A 21,808-nucleotide genomic window follows, 5' to 3' on the forward strand; every position below is an offset into this window, starting at 1 on the left:
AGCACGCTAAAAGAAGCACTCCCAAAATTAGGAGTGCTTCTTTTTTTATTATCAGCAATTCATGAGCATTACTACTTTACACAACGATGTAATGCAAATGGGGGTGATCTTGGAAAATACTTGTAATCTGAGTTGCATTCTGAGGAGTTTGCGCAATGATAAACTGATCAATTTGATCGGCTTCAGAAAAAGTAGCTAAGGAATTATGGCCCAACTTATCTGGACTAATTAAAGCAATTTTTTTATTACTGTATTTCACCATCTGCTGCTTGAGCTGCACTTCATAAATACTAAAATCGGTTAACCCTTTATCTAGCGTAAAGGCCTCCGGCGACAAAAACGCATAGTCAATATTTAACTTTGTTAATAGATTGAGGCCTAATAAGCCTTCTACTGCACTAGAAGCGCCATTAACAATGCCCCCAATTAAAATCGGAGTGATTAAAGAATTAGCTTTCAGTAAATTAGCGGCCATTAAGCCATTAGTAATAACCGTCAAGCGTAAGGGTTCTTTGTTCAGTACCTTAGCTATTTCGTAACAGGTCGAACTGGCATCTAACAGTATACACTCGGAGCTTTGAATATATTTCATCGCCGCATGAGCCAGTTTGACTTTTTCATCATGAAACTTCATTGTACGATCACTAAAGTTTTCATTGCTGGCTTGTACAGTCGAAGAATTAATCGCCGCAAAACCATGACGACGCACGATTAACCCTCGATTACATAAAACTTTTAAGTCATTGCGAATAGTCGCAGGCGAATAAGAAAATTGACTAATGATTTTACTAACCGCCATTGACTGGTGTTTTTGAAGTAATGCCATAATTTTCTTTCTTCTAGTTTCAGCTACTGACATGAACCCATCCTCAGACTATACATGTTCTTCAGTAAGATTGTTTCCCGTATCGGGCAATCAATTAATGCACTCCTAGTTGCCCCTAAAAAGCAAACAAGGCTTAGAACCACGGCTGCAACTGCACCCCTTAGGAAGTGTTAATTTAACAATTACCTAATCTGGACCACTCCCAAAGTTTACCTGGACCGAGTTATTGCTTAAAGCTTTTGAAACTTCTCTACAACATTGTCTACAGTAAATCCGTAGCTCTTAATTAATTCTTCACCTTTACCACTGGCACCGAAACGATCAATTCCTAAAGCATAGCCTTGGGTTCCAATATAACGTTCCCAGCCTAAAGTCGAGCCCATTTCTAAAGACATACGCTTTACGACTGCTGCCGGCAAGACGCTTTCTTTATATTCCGCACTTTGCTGATCAAACAGTTCAAAAGAAGGCATAGATACAACAGACACATCAATGTCTTTTTGACGTAACGCGGTTTGGGCTTCTAAGGCTAAATTAACCTCCGAACCTGTAGCTATTAAAATCCCTTCTGGTTGTTGTCCCTGCTGTGGCGATACTACATAAGCACCATGTTGGACTTGATCAAATTTAGCTCCTCCAGGCAAAACTTTTAAGTTTTGTCGTGACAAAACTAACATCGTCGGTGTGGATTGACTTTCTGCGGCAATTTTCCAAGCAGCAGCTGTTTCATTAGCATCCGCTGGTCGAATTACATTAATTCCCGGCATTGCCCGAAAACTCATTAATTGTTCAATCGGTTCATGGGTCAACCCATCTTCACCTACGGCAATCGAATCATGGGTCAAAACATAAGTTACAGGTAAATGTTGCACTGCCGCTAAACGAATAGCTCCCCGCATATAATCAGAGAACACAAAAAATGTACTACCATAAGTTCTTGTGCCGCCATGCAAAGCAATTCCATTCATGGCTGCTCCTTCAGCAAACTCCCGCACACCATACCAAATATTTTCTCCTTGATAATTTCCGGGTTCAAACGCACTGGAAGCTTCATTTTGCGTTTTATTCGACGATGATAAATCTGCGGAACCGCCCCAGAAATTAGGATTATTTTGGGCTAAAGCATTAATCATACGGTGACTGCTATTACGTGTAGCTTCACTAGTTTCTGGGTCACTCACTGGCAAAATGTTCTCTAATTTATCGCTAAATTGACCTGCAACTCCTGCTTGCCACTGTTGATAAGCTTGTGGATATTGTTGTTTATAATCTGCCAACATTTTTTGCCACTGTTCTTCAGCAGCTTTCCCTGTAGCAGCAATCTTATCATGGAAACGATCATAAACTGCTTGTGGTACTTCAAATGGTGCATAATCCCATTTAAAGAAATCCCGGGCATATTTTAAAGCTTCTGCGCCCAAAGGTGCGCCATGAACCGCGTTAGTGCCCGCTTTAGGTGTGCCATAACCAATAATGGTCTTAATTTCAATAATTGTTGGTTGATTAGTCGCAGCTTTGGCTTCCGTCAATGCAGCATCGATTTGGGCTAAATCATTGCCATCAGTAACCTTTAAATATTGCCAGCCATAACTTTCAAAACGTTGTTGTTCATTTTCTGTAAACGCTTGCGAGGTAGGGCCATCTAAAGAAACATCATTGGAATCATATAACACAATTAATTTGCCCAATTTTAAATGTCCGGCTAAACTGGCAGCTTCATGAGAAATTCCTTCCATTAGGCAACCATCGCCAACTAAAGCAAAAGTAAAGTGATCCATCACCGGAAAGTTGGGTTTATTATAAAGGGCGGCTAAATGTTGTTCAGCCATGGCCATCCCTACGGCCATCGCTAATCCCTGTCCCAAAGGCCCAGTAGTACAGTCAGCGCCATCTACTACTTGATACTCGGGATGACCGGGAGTATTACTACCTTGTTGGCGAAAGTTTTGTAAATCCTCTAAGGATATTTTATAACCTGACAGATGCAACAAGCTATATAACAATGCAGACCCATGACCAGCAGAGAGTACAAAACGGTCCCGATTAATCCACTTTGAATCTTGTGGATTTTGCTTCATGTGTTGGGACCACAACACATAGGTCATTGGTGCAGCATCTAATGGTAAACCCGGATGGCCTGAATTAGCCTTTTCAATCGCGTCTACACTTAAAAATCTCAGCGCATTCACAGCCTGTTCATCAATTTGCGTAAATTTATTTGTTCCCACTTAAAAAAATCTCCTTCAACCGTAAAAATAACTTTCTCATTTTCGGGACAATACTTGCAGAAATAAAAGCTCTTACACTCAACAGAGACCTCCCAAGCATTGTGGAAAAAGAGAAAGAATTTTAAATTTAACCCGCTCTAGAATAGTTCTTCAACACAGCGAGCTTTAGTCGTCTAAAATACTAAAACCCAAGCTGGAAATATCTTTTTCAAAGCCTTTTACAGTTGCTAATGATACTTCGGCAGCGGTTTTACCCACATTCTGTAATTTGGTTAAAATAGCAGGCGGAACCGTAATAATGTCAACTCCCGCTTGGGCAGCTTGATAAACATTAGCCACTTCCCGCGTACTTGCCCAGAGCAATTTAGCTGCAGGCACTTTTTGGCAAATGGCCACACTTTCTTTAACAAAATCAGTCGGATCAAGGCCTGCATCTGCTACCCGGCCGACAAAAATGGAAACCAAATTAGTCGTTCCCTCATGAAACGCTTCGACAGCAGCTTGCACTTGTTCAACCGTTGCAATAGCGGTAACGTTTACAAAAATACCCTGATCGGACAACCGTTTAATTAACGGCGCGGTACTCTGCCCATCCACCGTAATGACTGGAATTTTTACAAAAACATTTGAACCCAGGGAGTGAATGATTTTAGCTTCTTTTTCCATAGTCTCAAAGTCATTACTAAAGACTTCAAAAGAAATTGGTAAATCAGGAAAAGTAGCCACTACTTCTTTTGCAAAAGACAAATAATCTTTGACGCCGGCTTTTTTCATTAAGGACGGATTAGTTGTAAAGCCATCGATAAAACCATAATCGATTACTTTTTTCATATCTTGAATGTCCGCACCATCTGAATAAATGTCAATGTTAAATTTTTTAGCCATTTCATTTATCTCCATTACTTAAGATTTTACTTATTTTAAACTGCCATTGCTTTTTTCTTTATCAATAATTTGTTGCACTTTACGTGCCGAACCGGCTTTATGATTTTTTTCAAAATCTGCATCTAAATAAATTTTAACAAGTGACTTAACGGCTTCTACGCCCATTGTTAATGCCCCAAAGGTAATGATCTGAGCATTGTTACTCAATTCAGCCCGCTCAGCAGAATATGGATCCAATACCTGCGCGGCTCTAATGCCAGGTACCTTATTAGCAGAGATCGCCATCCCAATACCCGTACCACACATCAAAATGCCGCGTTCAGCTTCTTTATTAACAATTCCTTCAGCCACATCAAAAGCAATATGTGGATAATCCACTTCATCTTCTGAGTGACAACCGTAATCTTTCACTTCATAACCCAATTGCAGTAAATATTCTTTAACTGCTTCTTTCATTTTAAAAGCGTTATTATCTGATCCGACAGCAATTTTCAATTTTATCCCTCCATTTTTGGAACCGTTTTTATTATATAACAGCACTATACTGTAAACAATGTTTCATTTAATAAAAAAAGAATAAATCAAATAATAGTTCAGTGGTTTTTCATGTAAGCGCTTGAATACCCCTTTTTTTTATTTTATAATCACAACAGACAGTGAACAACCGATAGAAAGAAGTGATTTAATGGGTAGAAAACCGTTGGTAGGAATTAGCTTAAAGATTTATCAAAATAAAATTGCCGAGGCTGTTAATTACGCACAAAGTATTTCGCAATTAACAAACGGAGAAACTGACCTGGAATTATTTATTTTGCCAAGTATGGGGGTCATTTATCCTGTAGCGCAAGCATTACATAATCGAGAAAATGTAATCGGTTTAGGCGCACAAAACATTGCTCCACTTGCTAATGGAGCTTTAACTGGAGAGTTTTCAATTGAATCACTCGTAGATCTACAGGGGCATTATGTAGAAATTGGACACTACGAGCGGCGTACTTACTTTCATGAAGATGACGAATTAATTAACCAAAAAATTCAATTAACTTTAAAAAATCAATTAGTTCCCCTTTTATGTATCGGTGAAGCGCAACAAACCACTGGTGCGGAACTAAAAACGGTATTCAAAAAAATTCTTGCTGCTGATTTAGCCAATATTTCCCCTGCTCAATTAGCGACTTTAATTATTGCTTATGAGCCTTACTGGGCTATTGGCAAAGCTGCAGCCGCCAAAGCCAGTTACGTTGCGGTAGCCCACACCATGATTAGAGAGGCACTGGCTGAACTGATTGGCCCAACTGCTGACAATGTGCGCATTATTTATGGCGGATCGGTCAGCAAAGACACTGCAGGATCTTTGGTCAATAATCCAAATGTCGATGGCGTCTTTGTGGGACGCTTTGGCCATGATCCGCAAAATTTTGCGGAAATTGTCCAAATTGTCAAACAGGTTAAATTACAGGCAAATTAATCATTCTAATGAAATCGTGAGGGTAAGAAGTTGACAGATATCGGAATTGTTTTAGTTTCACATAGTCAAAAAATTACTGATGGCTTAAAAGAACTAATTAATCAAATGGCCAAATCCTCCAGGGTGACTATTGTATCGGCCGGAGGCACTAGCGATGGTCGTTTGGGAACATCAGTCACAAAAATATCATCAGCTATTGAAACTATGGCCAATAAAAGTGCTGTTTTAATTTTTAACGATATTGGCAGCTCGATTATGAGTAGCGAAATGGCTCGAGATATGCTGGATGATGATCTGAAAGCTAAAACGCAAATTGTAACAGCTCCCTTGGTAGAAGGAGCATTTGCTGCTGCGGTTAAAGCATCTACTGACTGTTCGCTGCCGGAAATTTTGGAAGAGGTCGAATCGGCGAAAGCCCAAAATTAAGAAAAATTTTAAGGAGATGGATAACGTATGCGCAGGTTAATCAATGACGGTCAAAATGTAGTTAACGAATGGATTGAAGGCTATACCAGTGCTTTTAATGAATATGTGGAACAAGACCCGGATAATCCTGGTGTTATTTTAGGCAAGCATATTGCCGACAAACATGTAAAAATCATTATCGGCGGTGGCTCAGGTCATGAACCGCTGTTTCCAGGATATATTGGCAAAAATCTTGCGGATGCTTCTGTAGCTGGTAATATCAATACTTCACCTTCACCGCAAGCTGTTTATGAAGCCATTAAAAAAGTTGACACTGGCGAAGGCGTTTTAATGCTGTACGGCAATTATTCCGGAGATTGTATGAATTTTGATATGGCCGCAGAAATGGCCGAAGATGAGGGTCATAAAGTAGATTCATTACCAATTACCGATGATGTTTTTTCCGCCAAAAATGTCAGCGATCGCCGCGGCGTGGCTGGGGATCTGATTGTCATTAAAGCTGCCGCTGCCGCTGCTGCTCAAGGCAAAAATTTAGCAGAAGTCAAAGCTGCTGCAGAAATGGCCAACCGTCAGACTCATTCAATGGGAATGGCGTTATCTTCAGAAACCAATCCACTAACCGGCAAAGAAGTTTTCACCATGGAAGAAGGCGACATGGAAATTGGCATGGGAATTCATGGCGAACCAGGCATTAAACGCGAAAAACTCAAGAGTGCCGATGAAGTCGTCAGTGAAATGACCGACTATATTTTGGCGGATATGAAGACCGACGAGAATACTCAAGTTTACGTCATTCTCAATGGCCTTGGTGGTTTACCGTTGATGGATCAATTTATTTGCTATCGTAAATTAGCACAAATCCTCCAAGAACATAAGATTAAAGTTTATCACGCCCTCGTAGGGAACTATGCGACCTCCATGGATATGATTGGTATGTCGATTACTCTCGCTCAACTCACGCCAGAATTGCAAGAATTACTGGACTTCCCTTGTGACGCACCTTATTGGAGAGTTTAACGCATTAGCCAATGCTGCTACAGATTAGCGTCACTTATGAAACATAATTTTTGAAAAAGAGGTTACTTGATGATGAGTACGGAAACACCGACAATAAATAACCAGATAATTCAAACGATCGTTACACAAATGGCTGAAAAAATCCATCAGGAAAAAGATTATTTAACCGAACTGGATTCAGCAATCGGCGATGCCGACCACGGTGTAAATATGGATATTGGCTTTCAAGCCGTTTTACAACAACTTCCCCAATGGGATCTTGACCAACTGACCCTGAAAGCCTTGGTCAAAAAAATTGGTTTTACACTTTTGGATAAAATTGGGGGCGCTTCCGGTCCATTGTATGGTAGCTTTTTCATGCAACTAGGCAAAGATCTGACTGATGAAAAAACCGTCGATCTACCTACTTTTTATCAAATGTTAAATAATGGTACTGCAGCAATTGAAAAACGTGGCAAAGTAGCATTAGAAGAGAAAACTATGTTTGACGTACTACAGCCAACGGTTAAATATTTAATCGATCATGAAGCGGAACCTGATTACCAACAAACCTTAACCAATGCCCAAAAAGTGGCTCAAGAAGCTTTTGATCACACGACTACGCTCTTCCCGAAAAAAGGACGGGCTGCGCGGTTAGGCGAAAAGGGCGTGGACAAAGCTGATCCGGGTTCTGCTTCCATTAAATTTTTAATTAACATTATTTGTGACACACTCAAAGACCAAAAGTAACTCTTAATCTCTCTAATTGAATAACTTTTAGCAAAAAAACCTGATACTGATGTATCAGGTTTTTTTATTCTTCCAAACATCCACTTGAGCGTAATTTTTACTGCACCAGTGCTTCAGCCAGATCCTGGTCAACCACTAAAGCGTTAATCACATTGTTCTCTAAAAGCGTCCGCACACTTCTCGTTTTAGGAGTACCGACGGCCATCGCCACGACATTCGGAATTCTTTTGAGATCATCAATTGTAATCCCAATAAGCCGATCCGAGAAATCAGTTTGCACCCGCTGTCCCGTTTCGTCAAAAAAGTCAGCGACTACATCACCAATTGCTCCCGCTTGCGCTAAAGCATCCGTTTCGGCCTGTGAAATGTAATTTAATTGCCTCCAAGTGGAAGATTCAACTTCATTACCTACCCCGATAAAAGCCACATCGACATTTTTAGCAGCTTGCAAGCATGATGCAATTAACGAAGATTTTTTTAATTCATTTGCCTCTTTTTTGGAAGCGGCAATGACCGGTGCGTAAAAAGTTGAGTACTGAGCATTTAATTTGGTGGCAATTTTCGAAGCTAATTTATTAGCATGAGTATCTAAATTTAATAGTCCCATGCCCCCCACCAGCGGAATAATCGTTAAATGACTGGCCAAAAAATAATCTGTCTCATCAACAAAGTAAGACACAGCATTACCCCAGCCGATACCAATTGTCGCTACCTGCGAAGCCAGTGCTTGTAAATAGCGCGCAGATAAAAACCCCACTTGGCGACTAATTGCCTCTGTCGTGCGGTCAAAACGCGTGGATACTACTCTCACAAAATTTAGATGATATTTTTCTTGTAAATAAATCTCTAGTTCAACTGTTCGTTTATAAAAATCTTTAACAAAAAATTCTACCAGATGCTGTTCTCTGGCAGTTTGCAATAATTTCGAAACACTGGGTCGTGAAATTCCAATACGATGAGCAACCTGTTCTTGGGTTAGATTTTGCTCATAGTAAAGAATGGCAGATTTTAAAATTAGCTCTCGATCGCTAAGATCTCTTGTTATTGGACTCGCTCCCTTCCAGGTTATTTATAAGCGTATTTTAGCAAAAAAACTTTGCAAAAACAGTATACCTACTTCGGATCCTCCCCTTGGACAGCCTTTCTGAACATATGTTACAGACATTGACATTTGTTAAAAAAGCAGTTATTATACATTTGTTATCAGTTATAACATTTGTAAAAGGAGACGATGAACGATGACTCTTTATCAACAGTTGCAAGCTCGAGAAGCTAGTCATAATCCGATTAAAGTCGGCGTTATTGGTGCAGGGCAAATGGGTTACGGGATGATTTCGCAGATTTCAACGATTCCCGGCATGGTCGTTACTGGCATTAGTGACATCAAAAAAGAAAATGCTGAACGTGCCAAAGCCGCTTTTAACGAAAATTCCGATACTCCAGTGGATATTCTAGTTTCGACGAATTTTAAAGACATTGTCAATTCCAACCAAGTGGAAGTCGTAGTGGACGCCACGGGGGTCACAGAAGTAGGCGCTCAACTGGCCTTGGCTACCTTAATTGCCCAAAAGCATTTAGTCTTGTTGAATGTGGAAGTCGACGTAACTATTGGACCTTTAATGAAAAAATTATACGATGCAGCTAATTTAGTTTATACCGGTTCCGATGGCGATGAACCTGCAGTCACAACTTCCTTATACGAATTTGCCAAATCCATGGGGATGAAAGTTTTAGTCGCCGGAAAAGGTAAAAATAACAAAATTCAACTCGACGCTAATCCGGATACTGCTAATGCCGAAGCCACAAGTAAACATATGTCGCCACATATGCTCGCCGCTTTTAAAGATGGCACCAAAACGATGGCTGAGATGACACTTTTGTCGAATGCTACAGGTTTGACACCAGATATCGAAGGTATGCATGGTATTAAAGGCGATCTGGATGAAACCGTCGCTCAATTAGACTTAAAAGCCAACGGTGGAGTCTTAGACCATTTTGGAGTCGTTGAATACGTAGATGGTATTGCTCCGGGAGTGTTTGTGATTGTCGAAGGTCAAAATACCGGTGTGGCAAACGAATTGAACTATCTTTTAAAGAAAGGCGACCGGAAACATCATATCTTATATCGGCCCTTCCATTTAGCCAGCTTAGAAACACCTTTAACTATTGCCAAGGCAGTTTTGAATCATGATCACGCGATTGTGCCTTTAGGAGCTCCAGTCTCTGAAACCATTGCCGTAGCGAAAAAAGATATTAAAGCCGGTGAAACCATTGATGGGATTGGCGGTTATAGTGTGCGCGGAGTTATTGAACAGCATGATGCCTTCGTAACTAATCACCATGTTCCAATTGGTTGTATTACCGGAGCCACCATTGCTCAAAAAGATATCAAAAATGGTCAGGCTTTGACCACTGATGATTTACAATTGGATTCGCAGGCAGTAGTTGTCAAATTGCGGCAATTACAAGATGAAGTTTTTGCTTAATTACTGATTTCTTTAGTCAAGAATAGAATTGTCGTTTGGGTCCCGGCATAATTTGGTAGCTTCACAGCAACGAAGGCAATTCTATTTTTTTAGTACCAAATGTAAGCGATCTCAGAGAGGAAGTATTTTTGTGCAAACTAAAATTATTGCGCTCGGTGAAACTGCGCCCGAATTAATTAAAAATGGCATTTTAATTATGTTTAATCCCAATGCCCCAGCCGAATTGAAAGACATCGCGGCTCTGCATCAAAAATTAGATCATCAGACTCAAGTTTTACACGTGGGGGGCAGTATTAGTTTTGATGATCAGCAATTTCAAATTGATTTTGTAGGTTCAGAGGCTAATCGTAATTTTGATGAGCTGGGTCATATTTCGATTTATTTTAATAACACGGATGAGGATATGAACAAATTGCCCGGTTCGATTTTTGTTTCCTCGACTCAGTGGACAGTCCCTACTATTCAACCCAATCAATTAGTCACAATTAAATAGTATAGGAGGTTATTTAATGGATGCTATGACAAATGCTGCAACCGCCTTTATTGGACTCTTTAAGGCCGGTGGCAAAGTTTTTATGGGTTACATGACGGATATCATTCCCTTGTTAGTGGCCTTAATTACAGCAATTAATGCCCTGGTGAAATTTATTGGTGAAGACCGTGTGAATAACTTTATGGCTAAATTAACTAAATTCGCGATCCTCCGTTATACACTATTACCCATTTTGGGAATTTTCTTTTTTACCAATCCCATGTGCTATACCGCGGGCCGCTTTTTACCTGAAAAATATAAACCTGCTTTTTATGATGCTTGTGTTTCTTTCATTCATCCTATTACTGGTTTATTTCCACACGCCAATTCGGCAGAATTATTTGTTTTTTTAGGCATTGCCAATGGCTTTACCAAAGCGGGCGGTAATCAGGCCAAATTAGCATTACTCTACGCTTTAACAGGCATCATCATCATTTTTATTCGCGGCTTAATCACCGAACGTTTAAGCATCTTTTTCTTTAAACGTAATAACAATCTTCAAATTTTAAATCAAAATTTGGACGTGAACAATTTAGCTAAAGAAAACGCGGAGGAGGCTTAAGTATGAATTATCGCAGTGTCACTATTGTTAAGGGTAATCATGGGTGGGGCGGCCCCTTAACCATTACTCCCACGGCAGACAAGCCTTACATTATTAGTGTTACCGGCGGCGGCATTGATCCGGTAGCCCAAAAAATTGCTGATCTAACTGGAGCCGAAGTCACCGATTCTTTTAAAAATCCTGTTCCTAAAGAAAAAACGTGTGCGGCTGTAATTGATTGCGGCGGTACTGCCCGTAGTGGGGTTTATCCCAAAATGGGAATCCCGACTGTTAATACAGTTCCAATTACCCCGGCGGGTCCTTTAGCTCAATTTATTCACCCTGAAATTTTTGTTTCCGGGGTCACGGTAGAGCAAATCTCCGAAAATACGACCGCTACTCAGACACCAGCTCCTGCAGCCACCACTGATACCCCAACTCCACCGGTGCAAGCGACGGCTGACCAGACGGCCACTGCCGCTCCTCAAGATGCACAAAACACAGCAACTTCAGAAAATAACTTTTTACACCTTATCGATGTAGTGGGTCAAGTTGCCGGCGATTTTGTAAATACTTTTTATCAAGCTGGGCGAGATACTATTGATACGCTCATTAAAAATATTCTGCCTTTCATGGCTTTTGTGGCGACTCTGGTAGGAATCATTAATTATTCCGGAATTGGTAAACTGTTAGCTCATATTTTGAGCCCTTTGGCCGGTAATATTATTGGTTTGGTGATTTTAAGTATTATTTGCGCCCTGCCTTTCTTATCCCCGATTCTCGGTCCAGCCGGCGTAATTGCCGCCGTGGTGGGTACTTTAATTGGTCAACAAATTGCTTCCGGGACGGTGCCCCTGTATTTAGCTTTACCGGCTTTATTTGCCATTGATGCTCAAGCCGGTTGTGACTTTATCCCCGTCGGACTGACTTTAGGAGAAGCAGAGCCGGAAACCATTACTTCCGGAACTCCCGCCATTTTATTCTCTCGTTTATTAACGGCCCCGGTAGCCGTCCTGATTGCTTTTGGTTTTTCATTTTTATTAAAGTAGGGTCTGAACGATATGAATCTTCCCGGTAGTAGCTTTATTATTTTCTTATTAGGCATCATTGTTCTAAAACAGTTACTGAGTTATGGCAATACCCAGCTCTATGTGCGTGAGTACCGCGATGTATTGCAAAAAAATCAGGTCGGCTATTTTGGAGTAGGATTGAATCAACCCAAGCTACAACCTGGTCAAGTCTGTTTAATTGTCATTGACCAAACTGATACTATCCGCGATTGTCGCCTGATTCGGGGGTGGTCGATTTTTAGCAAATTTCATTCATATCCGGAAATCATTAACCAACCCATCAATAGTCACTTGGCCCAAACTGGCCCTTATGCAAAGGTTATACAAGCGGCGATTGCCAATGCTCAAAAGCAACAAAACAGCCACTGACCTCTATTTTTTAGGTTGTCCTGGTTCTTATCCTAACCATCAAAAAAGCCCTTAATTTCATGTTGATGAAATTAAGAGCTTTTCCAATGATTCAAACTTTGCCCTAAACTACTAATTATTAATTATGGGCATGTTTACTATGGTCATGAGATTTAGCGTTATTTTGACCATAGTAGGCATCTTTACCATGTTTGCGGTAATAATGCTTATCTAACAAATACTGTGGTAATTGGATATTATCGCGCGTCAATTGCAAGGAATGGTAATCTTCTTCAGCTACAACTTCCAAAACTTTAGCATTATAAACAGCATCCTTAGCCGATGGTCCCCAAGTAAATGGTCCATGTTGACTAACCAAAGAAGCCGGTACTGCTTCATAATCCAATTGACGTTCTTTGAAGGTTTCTACAATCGCCTTACCAGTGTTACCTTCATAGTCTGCTTCAATTTCTTCTTTTGTCAACGCCCGGGCTGCCGGCACCGAACCGTAGAAAGTATCTGCATGAGTAGTGTTCAAAGCTGGAATATCCATTCCTGCAGCTGCAAAAGACACAGCCCATGGAGAATGAGTATGCACCACGCCGCCGATATTAGGAAATTCATTGTACAAAACCGTGTGGGTCGGCGTGTCACTAGAAGGATTCAAATCGCCTTCTACGACTTCACCTTTTAAGTTAACCACGACCATGTCGCTAGGCTTTAAGTCTTCATAAGCCACACCTGAAGGTTTAATGACAAACAAACCTTGTTCACGATCAATCCCGGAAACATTGCCCCAGGTAAAAGTAACCAAGCCTAATTTAGGCAACTGCATATTAGCTTCATAAACTTCTTGTTTTAATTGTTCTAGCATAGTTTTTCTTTATCCTTTAAGTAATTACTAATCCTTGAGTGATTCATCCACTTTGACAACAACTTTATTAAATTCTAATTTTCGATTGTACATTTGCTCCAAGTAGCTAGCCAAATCATCGAGGGTGATTACATGGGAAATCATGGCTTCAAAATTGAGTTCCTTCTGACTCATACCATTAATAACCACATCCCAAGCGCGGCCTGGATAAGGCATTGAGTAAGACATCCAGGAACCATGGATATTCAAACCGCCCCGCATGATATGTTTTTCTACTACTTCAGCAGATAACGGTAATTCGTCATTAGAAATGCCGACAAAGACAACATTACCATCTTTGCGTGTACATTCCAGCGCTTGTGTTTCGGTAATCTTATTACCGGCACAGTCTACTGCCAGATCAACACCATATTGTGTGAATTCCATGATTTTGGCAACTGCATTGTCTGATTTGCTGTTTACTGTGTAATCAGCTCCCAAAGTTTTAGCCAATTCTAACTTGTCATCAAAAATATCTACGGCAATAACTGTTTTAGCACCGTATAATTTAGCACATTGGATAGCAAATTGACCGATGGAGCCACAACCAAAGATTGCTACTACATCTCCGGCTTGAATATTACCCCGCATCAAACCATAGGCGCTGACGGTAGCCGGTTCAATGCCAGCAGCGTTTTTCAAGCTAATGTTATCCGGCAAATGCAAGACATGACCCTTCGGTACCTTGACATATTCGGCAAAGCCACCGTTGCTGCCGGTACCAATTAAATTGTAGTTATCACTGAGACCATACAAACCCATTTTGGTATAAATTGATTCAGGATTAGGAATTAAAGGGGCAATAGCCACGTGATCTCCGACATTGAAACCTTTAATATTAGCACCCATTTTGGCAACTGTTCCACTAAATTCATGTCCTAAAATCAAAGGATAAAGTCTTGCGCCTCCTTCTTTTTGACTTCGAGGTAGATCAGAGCCGCAGACACCAGAATAAGCGACTTTAATCAAAAAATCATCGTCAGAAATTTCAGGAACCGGAACATTTTTAACAACCATATGGCCTGCAGTTTCGAGAACTGCTGCTTTCATTTCAGAATTCACTATAATTATCACCCTTCAAAAAAATTTAAAATTGAAATACCTTAAGCTGATGTTGCATTCTTAGCAGCAGCATTGTCCAAATATGTTCTGAACTTCTCTTTGTTCTTCTGGAACAGAGCCCAAAGAACGAAGTATAGAACCACTGTTAAGAGAATTAGGAAGACGTTTTGAGTTAAGAAGGCGAAAAAGATTAAGCCAAAGAATGGTTTACCTAAAATATTAAAACTAGTTACTAACAATGCGGCAGTCGGAATAGCAACTCCGGCGCCTTGAGTAGCAATATGTGTAAACAAAGAAGCAGTAGCTGTACACATATACAGTCCTAAGCTAAACCAAATAACCGAATTAATCATGGTTTTAACCATGTTCCCATTAGATAAAGCGATTAATCCTTCAATCCAATATGGGATAGCTAATAAGTCGATAACTGGCAAAACTTTGTTTCCTGGCAATAAAATAGCCAATAAAACCATAATTGGAATTAACAGCATCCCAGTAATCAAAGTAGCCGGTTCACCAAATCCTACGGCATCATTAACACCCAAGAACCAAAGTCTCGGTTTTTCTTCTTGATCACCACTAGCATCTTTAGCCTTGGTAGATTTACGAATAGACTTGCTGGCAGCTTGTGATAATGGTGCAAAAGCTTGCGCGAAAATCCCCGCAACCTTCGGGAAGATGGACATAATAGCACTGGTAGCAATCCCAATTTTGGCAATTTCACCCCATGCGCTTAATTGACCTAAACGTTGAGTATTACCTAAAATTCCCAAAAAGAGACCTAAGAAAAGACCTAAAGAAATTGGTTCACCTAAGAAACCTAATTTCTTTTGTAAAGTTTTCGGACTTAATTTGATTTTGTTAATTTTCAATAAGTTCCAAATAGGATCCATTATAATTCCAAAAATAACAGGTTCCAAATTATGCAAGGCAATAATGGTGGTTCGTGGATAATTGTAGTATTTAGACCATCTCTGAGCGATGGAATCAGCTAATAAAAGGCTGTACATATTCAAAAGAACCATTAAGCCTAAAGATAACCACATATTTTTAGTTACATAAAAACACATGGAGCCCCAAACCATATAAGAATAGTTATTCCATAAGTCAGAAGGTTGGAAAACATCCGTCCATTTAATTAAAAATAGTACCGTTTGTAAAACCAAACCCACTACTAAGAAAATCATTCCGGCTTGCGTCGAATAGGCCACTAATGAAGCCCCTTGCCAACCAATATCAAATGCCGGCAAATGCACACCCGTATTTGTTACCATTTTCTTAATAACTTTACTTACCATCGGTGTATAAGAGTTTAACAACAAGGTAAAGCCGGTTAGTCCTACCCCCGCATATAAGGCGGACAGAAACGCCTTTTGAGGTTTGACTTTTAAAATCAAAGCAATGAAGAAAATCATTACCGGCACAAAAACATTAGCGCCAAATGTATCAAAAACTGCCTTTACGGTTTCAAGCACTAAATCTCACTCCTTTCAGTATGAATCCAGCTACTTTTTAATTTTAGCCACTGTAGCTTTTAATTCATCCCAAAATTCATCTTCACCCATGCCAGTTAATAAACCAGTACCATTCAAAACCGGAATTGGATAATCACCTTCAGGAAGCGGACTGGTATAAACAATCAAATCAAAATTGCCACCTTGAGCTAATTGTTGTACTTCTGTAGGACGAGTTTCTGTTGCGGAAACATCATAACCGTCCTTTTCCAATTCTTCCTTAATCTCTCCAGCAATCATTGATGAGGTAACTGTTCCAGAACCACATACTGCTAATAAATTCAAATGCATAATGTCCATCTCCTTAAAATTTTAGTTCTCCACTGCATTATTGAGCTCTTGAGCAATAGCTCCGGCATCTTCTAAATGCAAAATGGTATCCAATAAATTCTCTTTTTGAAATAACTTCATTAGTTGTTTCAGTATTGTTATTTGGCCTTTCGGATCATTGACTGAAATCAAGAAAAGCATACTGCTTTGAATTTCTTGTTTCGGATCAATCATACTATGCACATTAATTTTATTCTTTAATGTGGCCACTGAAACTACCGTCTTATGAACATAGCTGGCTTCCGTATGTGGAATACTGATGTTCATATTCGATAATGACAATCCCGTCGGAAAATCTTTCTCCCGCGCGATCACTTTTTCAGGAAATTCTGAAACTACATAATTTTGCTTAATTAATTTTTGCGACATTTTATTAATCGCATCGGCAAAACTATCAACATCTAATTGTGCATAAATAAATTGCTGATCAAATACTAATCCACCATTGTTTCCTTCACTCAAATGCTTCGCCTCCGTCAAATAAGTAATTGAGGTCAGATTTTATTGCCACCCTCCTTTTTTGTCCTGACATCGTTTCCAAAATTTACATCCTATATTGTATATCAATTAAATTAATTTGCAATTCTTTTTTTTACAAAAGAATGCAAAACCAAACCCAAAACTTCAATTTGAACTTTTATTAGGGTATATTTAAAACTAAGACCAGGAGTATCGAAAGGATTTAGATATGAATAAAAGTGAAAGATTAAAATTTATAAGTGAAGAGGTTAACAAGTACGGTTCTATCAGAATCGCGGATACTGCCCAAAAATTAAATGTCACTCGTGAAACCATCAGACACGATATTGCCGAATTAGATAAAAAAGGGGTTATTCAGTCCATTAGAGGCGGTGCTGTCAATCCTTATGGCCTGGAAAATACTCGTTTTGGGCAACGTCAAACTTTGCATTTAGCCGAAAAACAAGAAATTGCAAAAAAAGCCTTACAATTTATCCGAAATAATGACCATATTTTTCTAGACTCCGGGACCACTTCTTGGCAGCTCGCCGAAGCCATTAAACACAGTAAAATTGAGCGCTTAACCGTCGTCACCAATTCAACCTTTGTCATCGCAACTCTGCAATTTGTGAAAGGAATTCAACTCATCTTACTGGGCGGTACTGTGCGCACGAGTGAAGGTTCTGTTTCCGGAGCCATGGCCTTACAAAATATTGAAAACATCTATGTTGATACCGCCTTCTTTGGCAGCAGTGGCATCAATAAACTTTCCGGCATTACCAATCCTTACATGGATGAAATTGAAGCTTCCAAGAAAATGCGGCAGCATTCCCAAATTAATATTGTCTTGGCTGATAAATTTAAATTCCAAAGAAGCTCACTTTACAAAATGTTTGATTTAAAGGACGTAGATGCCATTATCACGGATAAATCAATCAACAAAACAATTATTAAGGAGTTATGTATTAACAACATTTTATATTGATTTTAATTTCTTTTTAAGTTGTTTTCTGTAATCTTGACTTCTGAGACACATGAGTTATTATAATAATCGTCAAGTGAATAGTAAAACAAAATTATGCAAAGGGGTTGCAAAAATATGCAAAATTCACGCACAAATGACAGCATTGATTATTCCGCGCCGGAATATTTGAACTTAGTTGACAAATATTGGCGTGCAGCAAATTACTTATCAGTTGGACAATTGTACTTAAAGGACAACCCATTATTACGACGTCCCTTAAAAGCTGCTGATGTTAAAGTTCATCCCATCGGTCACTGGGGTACGATCGCTGGCCAAAACTTTATCTACGCGCATTTAAATCGGGTTATTAATAAGTATAATTTGAATATGTTTTACATTGAAGGTCCCGGTCATGGTGGCCAAGTAATGGTGTCTAATTCCTACTTGGATCATAGTTATACAGAAAGATATTCTGATATCAGCTATGACGAAGCCGGAATGCAAAAGTTATTTAAACGTTTTTCATTCCCAGGTGGTGTAGCTTCCCATGCTGATCCGAAAACTCCTGGTTCGATTCACGAAGGTGGAGAATTAGGTTACTCACTCTTACATGGTACCGGAGCTATTTTGGATAATCCTGATTTAGTTGCAGCCGTAGTCATCGGTGATGGTGAAGCTGAAACTGGCCCCTTAGCAACTTCTTGGCAAGTTAATAAATTCATTAACCCAATTAACGACGGAACGGTTTTACCGATCTTGAATTTAAACGGTTTCAAAATTGCCAACCCAACTGTCTTGTCCCGTGAATCTCACGAAGAATTAGTCGATTACTTTACTGGTTTAGGTTGGGATCCACACTTTGTAGAAGGTGACGATCCGGCAAAAATGCATAAATTGATGGCTGAAGAATTAGATAAAGTCATCGAAGAAATTCACCAGATTCAGGCTAATGCGCAAGATAATCATGATGAATCTCGTCCACAATGGCCAATGATTATTTTCCGTGCACCAAAGGGTTGGACTGGTCCAAAGAGCTGGGATGGCGAACCAATTGAAAACTCCTTTAGAGCTCATCAAATTCCAATTCCGATTGATCAAAATCATATGGAACATGCCGATCAATTAGTTGATTGGTTAAAATCTTACAAACCGGAAGAATTATTTGATGACAACGGGACACTATTACCTGAGATTCAAGCAATTATGCCGCAAGGTGATCACCGGATGGCCATGAATCCTGTAACTAATGGTGGCGAATTAACGAAAGCTTTAATCTTACCAGATCCAAAAGATTACGAAGTTGCCACAAAACAACATGGTGACGTAGAAGCCCAAGACATGACCGAATTGGGCAAATATGTGCGTGATGTAATTAAACTTAACGAAAAAAATCATAACTTCCGTGGCTTTGGTCCGGATGAAACCTTATCCAATCGCTTGAACTCCGTCTTTGAAGTAACTCGTCGTCAATGGCTTGAAGATATTAAAGAACCGAATGATGCTTTATTAGCTCCTCATGGTCGGATCATTGACTCCATGTTATCCGAACATATGGATGAAGGTTTACTCGAAGCTTATACTTTGACCGGACGTCATGGATTCTTCGCTAGTTACGAATCCTTCTTGCGCGTAGTCGACTCCATGTTAACTCAACACTTCAAATGGTTGCGCAATTCTCATGAAGAGACCCCTTGGCGGACAGATGTTCCAAGTTTGAATATCATTGCTTCTTCTACTGCGTTCCAGCAAGATCATAATGGTTATTCGCATCAAGATCCAGGCATCATTACACATTTGGCTGAAAAGAAGACCAAGTACATTCGGGAATACTTCCCTGCAGATGCTAACTCTTTGATTGCTGTTTTTGATAAATGCTTACGTACTAAACAAGTCATCAATTTGATTGTTTCCAGTAAACATCCTCGTCCACAATGGTATACCAGTCAAGAAGCTCATCAACTCTTAGAAAATGGTTTGGGAATTATTGATTGGGCAAGTACCGATCAAGGCAGCGAACCTGATGTAGTCTTTGCTGCTGCTGGTTCTGAACCTAACTTAGAAGCTTTAGCTGCGATTTCCATTTTGCATCAAGCTATGCCGGACTTAAAAATCAGATTCATTAACGTTGTCGATCTCTTGAAATTAAAGAAAGACGACCCACGCGGCTTAAGTGATGCTGAATTTGATTCTTATTTCACCAAAGATAAACCTGTAATCTTTGCTTTCCATGGTTATGTAGATATCCTGAAAGACATCTTCTTTGATCGTCACAACCATAATTTGATTGCTATCGGTTATAAAGAAGAAGGCGATATCACCACACCGTTTGACATGCGGGTACGTAACGGTATGGATCGTTTCGACTTAGTTAAACAAGCTGTATATAATGTCCCTTGTCTAACTGATAAAGGTGCTCACTTAGTTGAACAAATGAATGCTACATTACAAAAGCATCATGACTTTATTCGGCAAGAAGGTACCGATATTCCTGAAGTCCAAGATTGGAAATGGACTAATTTAAAATAAATACAGTTTTTTCATTACGTTAACCTCCTAAAAATTAAACAGCCAGTTCTTCAAACACGATTTCACCGAAAGGGCGAAATCGTGTTTTTCTTTGCTTCCATGCTCAAGGCACGCACTTTAAATTACTAATCATATAAAGAATTGCCTGCGGGAATGTCCAATCATGAACTTTCAGCTTCCATTGCAGCTTCATTAGCAAATACACCAGAACCAGGGCTTTCTTTGGAAAATTCTCTTAACCCAAAAAACCTGACAGTGGAAGCAAATTTCCCTGCCAGGTTTTTTTATCTAGATCTCAGTTAATCTCGCGACTGCAGAAAAGCTATTAGGCTTTGGCATCGCGCTTTTGTTGATAGGTCGTCACAATTTGGTTCACTAACTCATTATCATCTAATCCTGTAATTTGTTGGACAACTTTTGGCACCGATTGGGTGCGTAATAATTCTTGTAAGTGGACACTTTCATTATCTTGCGGTTCATCAAATGTGAAAATCATCCCCACTGTATCCAATAAAACAGCATAGTCTAATGCACGCTCCTTTAATTCGCGGATCGGGCGAATAAACCGTTCATCAAAGCCTAATTTACGAATAGGAGTGCGCCCTACCCGTAAAATATCATCCGAAATATATTTATTTTGAAATCGGCTCAAAATTTTGCGTTGGTAGTCTTGATGTGCTTGCGGATCAAACTGCCATTTAGCAATTAACAGGGCTCCCGTTTCCTTCAGCGCACCTTGTACTTGTTGCAGGACTTTAGCATTTTGAATCGCCTCACCAATGGTTTGATAACCATAATAGGCTCCCGTATAAGCTACAGTTGCATGACCAGTATTGACGGAAAATAGTTTGCGTTCAATATATGGTTCTAGATCGGGCACATATACCACCGACTGTAAATGCAGCTGCGGATTTTTCATTTGTGATTCATCCACTACCCATTCTTTGAAGGGTTCCACGGAAACTGCCAAAGGATCCTCATGATGTTGAATCGGCACAATTCGATCTACTGCCGCATTTGGAAAACCAATATGGGCCTCAGCAAACTCTTGTTGTTGTAGATCTAAATGTTTATAGACTTCTTTTTTTAAAAATTGACTGCCGCCAATCATATTTTCGCAAGCAATAATGTCTATCGGCTGCGCATTAGCTGCAGTTTGCCGCGCAGCAATGCCTTGGGCAATTAAATCCGCAATAATAGGTAAAATTTTAGGACCAATAGCTGTGGTTACTAAATCGGTTTGCGCGATGGCCTGGACCACTGCTTGGGGTTGTTGTTGATTATTGAGGCCATCCACATGTTCCACATGAATCTGTTGCTGGCCGGGAGCTGCTAATTCAATATCATATTCATGCCGTTCATTGAGGGCATCAATGATTGTCGCATTCACATCCACAAAATGAATCGCAAAATTATTGCTGGCTAAAGTTTCTCCAATAAAGCCTCGGCCAATATTGCCGGCTCCAAAATGTACTGCGTCCATG

At 39.8% G+C, this 21,808-nt stretch carries 22 protein-coding genes; 11 read left to right on the forward strand and 11 right to left on the reverse strand.

Features of this window, described 5'->3' with window-relative positions; all coding sequences use genetic code 11:
* Nucleotides 1–76: 76 nt before the first annotated feature.
* From JG30_RS07475 to JG30_RS07490, 4 genes are all read right to left on the reverse strand, one after another.
* Nucleotides 77–859, reverse strand: coding sequence for a DeoR/GlpR family DNA-binding transcription regulator (locus tag JG30_RS07475; RefSeq protein ID WP_046317764.1), 783 nt, complete (start codon nucleotides 857–859; stop codon nucleotides 77–79).
* Between the two features lie 197 nt (nucleotides 860–1,056).
* Entirely contained in the window at nucleotides 1,057–3,054 is a 1,998-nt protein-coding gene (gene tkt, locus JG30_RS07480) for a transketolase (protein ID WP_046317765.1), read from the reverse strand.
* Between the two features lie 165 nt (nucleotides 3,055–3,219).
* A complete protein-coding gene (locus JG30_RS07485) occupies nucleotides 3,220–3,939 on the reverse strand; it encodes a transaldolase (RefSeq protein WP_046317767.1) in 720 nt (239 codons plus the stop codon).
* 30 nt (nucleotides 3,940–3,969) lie between these two features.
* Complete coding sequence (locus JG30_RS07490; RefSeq protein ID WP_046317769.1) at nucleotides 3,970–4,434, reverse strand: RpiB/LacA/LacB family sugar-phosphate isomerase; 465 nt, start codon at nucleotides 4,432–4,434, stop codon at nucleotides 3,970–3,972.
* 190 nt (nucleotides 4,435–4,624) lie between these two features.
* Here JG30_RS07490 and JG30_RS07495 point away from each other — a divergent pair, with 190 nt between their 5' ends.
* From JG30_RS07495 to dhaL, 4 genes are all read left to right on the forward strand, one after another.
* Nucleotides 4,625–5,407, forward strand: a complete 783-nt coding sequence (locus tag JG30_RS07495) for a triose-phosphate isomerase family protein (RefSeq protein ID WP_046317770.1) — start codon at nucleotides 4,625–4,627, stop codon at nucleotides 5,405–5,407.
* Between the two features lie 30 nt (nucleotides 5,408–5,437).
* Nucleotides 5,438–5,833: a dihydroxyacetone kinase phosphoryl donor subunit DhaM gene (gene dhaM, locus JG30_RS07500; RefSeq protein WP_232354671.1), complete on the forward strand. Its 396-nt coding sequence runs from the start codon at nucleotides 5,438–5,440 to the stop codon at nucleotides 5,831–5,833.
* 27 nt (nucleotides 5,834–5,860) lie between these two features.
* Nucleotides 5,861–6,850 (forward strand): dihydroxyacetone kinase subunit DhaK, encoded by a 990-nt coding sequence (locus JG30_RS07505; RefSeq protein WP_046317772.1) that lies wholly within the window; start codon nucleotides 5,861–5,863, stop codon nucleotides 6,848–6,850.
* A gap of 69 nt (nucleotides 6,851–6,919) precedes the next feature.
* Nucleotides 6,920–7,579, forward strand: a complete 660-nt coding sequence (gene dhaL / locus JG30_RS07510) for a dihydroxyacetone kinase subunit DhaL (RefSeq protein WP_052725264.1) — start codon at nucleotides 6,920–6,922, stop codon at nucleotides 7,577–7,579.
* Between the two features lie 97 nt (nucleotides 7,580–7,676).
* Here dhaL and JG30_RS07515 read toward each other — a convergent pair whose 3' ends face one another.
* Nucleotides 7,677–8,498 carry a sugar-binding transcriptional regulator gene (locus tag JG30_RS07515; protein ID WP_245626310.1) on the reverse strand — a complete coding sequence of 274 codons (822 nt, stop codon included), beginning with the start codon at nucleotides 8,496–8,498 and terminating at the stop codon, nucleotides 7,677–7,679.
* A 319-nt stretch (nucleotides 8,499–8,817) separates the two neighbouring features.
* On the opposite strand from JG30_RS07515, the gene JG30_RS07520 reads away from it, so the two are divergent.
* From JG30_RS07520 to JG30_RS07540, 5 genes are all read left to right on the forward strand, one after another.
* A complete protein-coding gene (locus tag JG30_RS07520) occupies nucleotides 8,818–10,065 on the forward strand; it encodes an NAD(P)H-dependent oxidoreductase (RefSeq protein WP_046317774.1) in 1,248 nt (415 codons plus the stop codon).
* Between the two features lie 130 nt (nucleotides 10,066–10,195).
* Nucleotides 10,196–10,558: a PTS glucitol/sorbitol transporter subunit IIA gene (locus tag JG30_RS07525; RefSeq protein ID WP_046317775.1), complete on the forward strand. Its 363-nt coding sequence runs from the start codon at nucleotides 10,196–10,198 to the stop codon at nucleotides 10,556–10,558.
* Between the two features lie 16 nt (nucleotides 10,559–10,574).
* Nucleotides 10,575–11,159 carry a PTS glucitol/sorbitol transporter subunit IIC gene (gene srlA / locus JG30_RS07530; protein ID WP_046317777.1) on the forward strand — a complete coding sequence of 195 codons (585 nt, stop codon included), beginning with the start codon at nucleotides 10,575–10,577 and terminating at the stop codon, nucleotides 11,157–11,159.
* A 2-nt stretch (nucleotides 11,160–11,161) separates the two neighbouring features.
* The gene (gene srlE, locus JG30_RS07535; RefSeq protein WP_046317779.1) at nucleotides 11,162–12,187 is read left to right on the forward strand and encodes a PTS glucitol/sorbitol transporter subunit IIB; all 1,026 of its coding nucleotides are present in this window, start codon (nucleotides 11,162–11,164) and stop codon (nucleotides 12,185–12,187) included.
* 12 nt (nucleotides 12,188–12,199) lie between these two features.
* Complete coding sequence (locus JG30_RS07540; protein ID WP_052725265.1) at nucleotides 12,200–12,577, forward strand: transcriptional regulator GutM; 378 nt, start codon at nucleotides 12,200–12,202, stop codon at nucleotides 12,575–12,577.
* 118 nt (nucleotides 12,578–12,695) lie between these two features.
* On the opposite strand, the gene JG30_RS07545 is transcribed toward JG30_RS07540, so the two are convergent.
* Genes JG30_RS07545 through JG30_RS07565 form a run of 5 tightly spaced genes read right to left on the reverse strand, consistent with a single transcriptional unit; the run spans nucleotide 12,696 to nucleotide 16,837 of the window.
* Nucleotides 12,696–13,430, reverse strand: coding sequence for an L-ribulose-5-phosphate 4-epimerase (locus JG30_RS07545; protein ID WP_046317781.1), 735 nt, complete (start codon nucleotides 13,428–13,430; stop codon nucleotides 12,696–12,698).
* A gap of 27 nt (nucleotides 13,431–13,457) precedes the next feature.
* The gene (locus tag JG30_RS07550; RefSeq protein WP_046317782.1) at nucleotides 13,458–14,519 is read right to left on the reverse strand and encodes a galactitol-1-phosphate 5-dehydrogenase; all 1,062 of its coding nucleotides are present in this window, start codon (nucleotides 14,517–14,519) and stop codon (nucleotides 13,458–13,460) included.
* Between the two features lie 53 nt (nucleotides 14,520–14,572).
* Complete coding sequence (locus tag JG30_RS07555) at nucleotides 14,573–16,006, reverse strand: PTS galactitol transporter subunit IIC (protein WP_046317783.1); 1,434 nt, start codon at nucleotides 16,004–16,006, stop codon at nucleotides 14,573–14,575.
* A 30-nt stretch (nucleotides 16,007–16,036) separates the two neighbouring features.
* Nucleotides 16,037–16,336 carry a PTS sugar transporter subunit IIB gene (locus JG30_RS07560; RefSeq protein WP_232354673.1) on the reverse strand — a complete coding sequence of 100 codons (300 nt, stop codon included), beginning with the start codon at nucleotides 16,334–16,336 and terminating at the stop codon, nucleotides 16,037–16,039.
* 21 nt (nucleotides 16,337–16,357) lie between these two features.
* Complete coding sequence (locus JG30_RS07565; protein ID WP_046317787.1) at nucleotides 16,358–16,837, reverse strand: PTS sugar transporter subunit IIA; 480 nt, start codon at nucleotides 16,835–16,837, stop codon at nucleotides 16,358–16,360.
* Between the two features lie 226 nt (nucleotides 16,838–17,063).
* Here JG30_RS07565 and JG30_RS07570 point away from each other — a divergent pair, with 226 nt between their 5' ends.
* Together JG30_RS07570 and JG30_RS07575 are read left to right on the forward strand one after the other, a co-directional pair.
* Nucleotides 17,064–17,819 (forward strand): DeoR/GlpR family DNA-binding transcription regulator, encoded by a 756-nt coding sequence (locus JG30_RS07570; protein ID WP_046317789.1) that lies wholly within the window; start codon nucleotides 17,064–17,066, stop codon nucleotides 17,817–17,819.
* A gap of 114 nt (nucleotides 17,820–17,933) precedes the next feature.
* Nucleotides 17,934–20,324, forward strand: a complete 2,391-nt coding sequence (locus JG30_RS07575) for a phosphoketolase family protein (RefSeq protein ID WP_046317791.1) — start codon at nucleotides 17,934–17,936, stop codon at nucleotides 20,322–20,324.
* 325 nt (nucleotides 20,325–20,649) lie between these two features.
* Here the strand turns inward: JG30_RS07575 and JG30_RS07580 are convergent, their stop codons facing one another.
* Entirely contained in the window at nucleotides 20,650–21,807 is a 1,158-nt protein-coding gene (locus JG30_RS07580) for a mannitol-1-phosphate 5-dehydrogenase (RefSeq protein ID WP_046317793.1), read from the reverse strand.
* Nucleotide 21,808: the final 1 nt, after the last annotated feature.

Origin of the sequence: Bombilactobacillus mellifer (assembly GCF_000970795.1) — a bacterium.
Lineage (GTDB): Bacteria > Bacillota > Bacilli > Lactobacillales > Lactobacillaceae > Bombilactobacillus > Bombilactobacillus mellifer.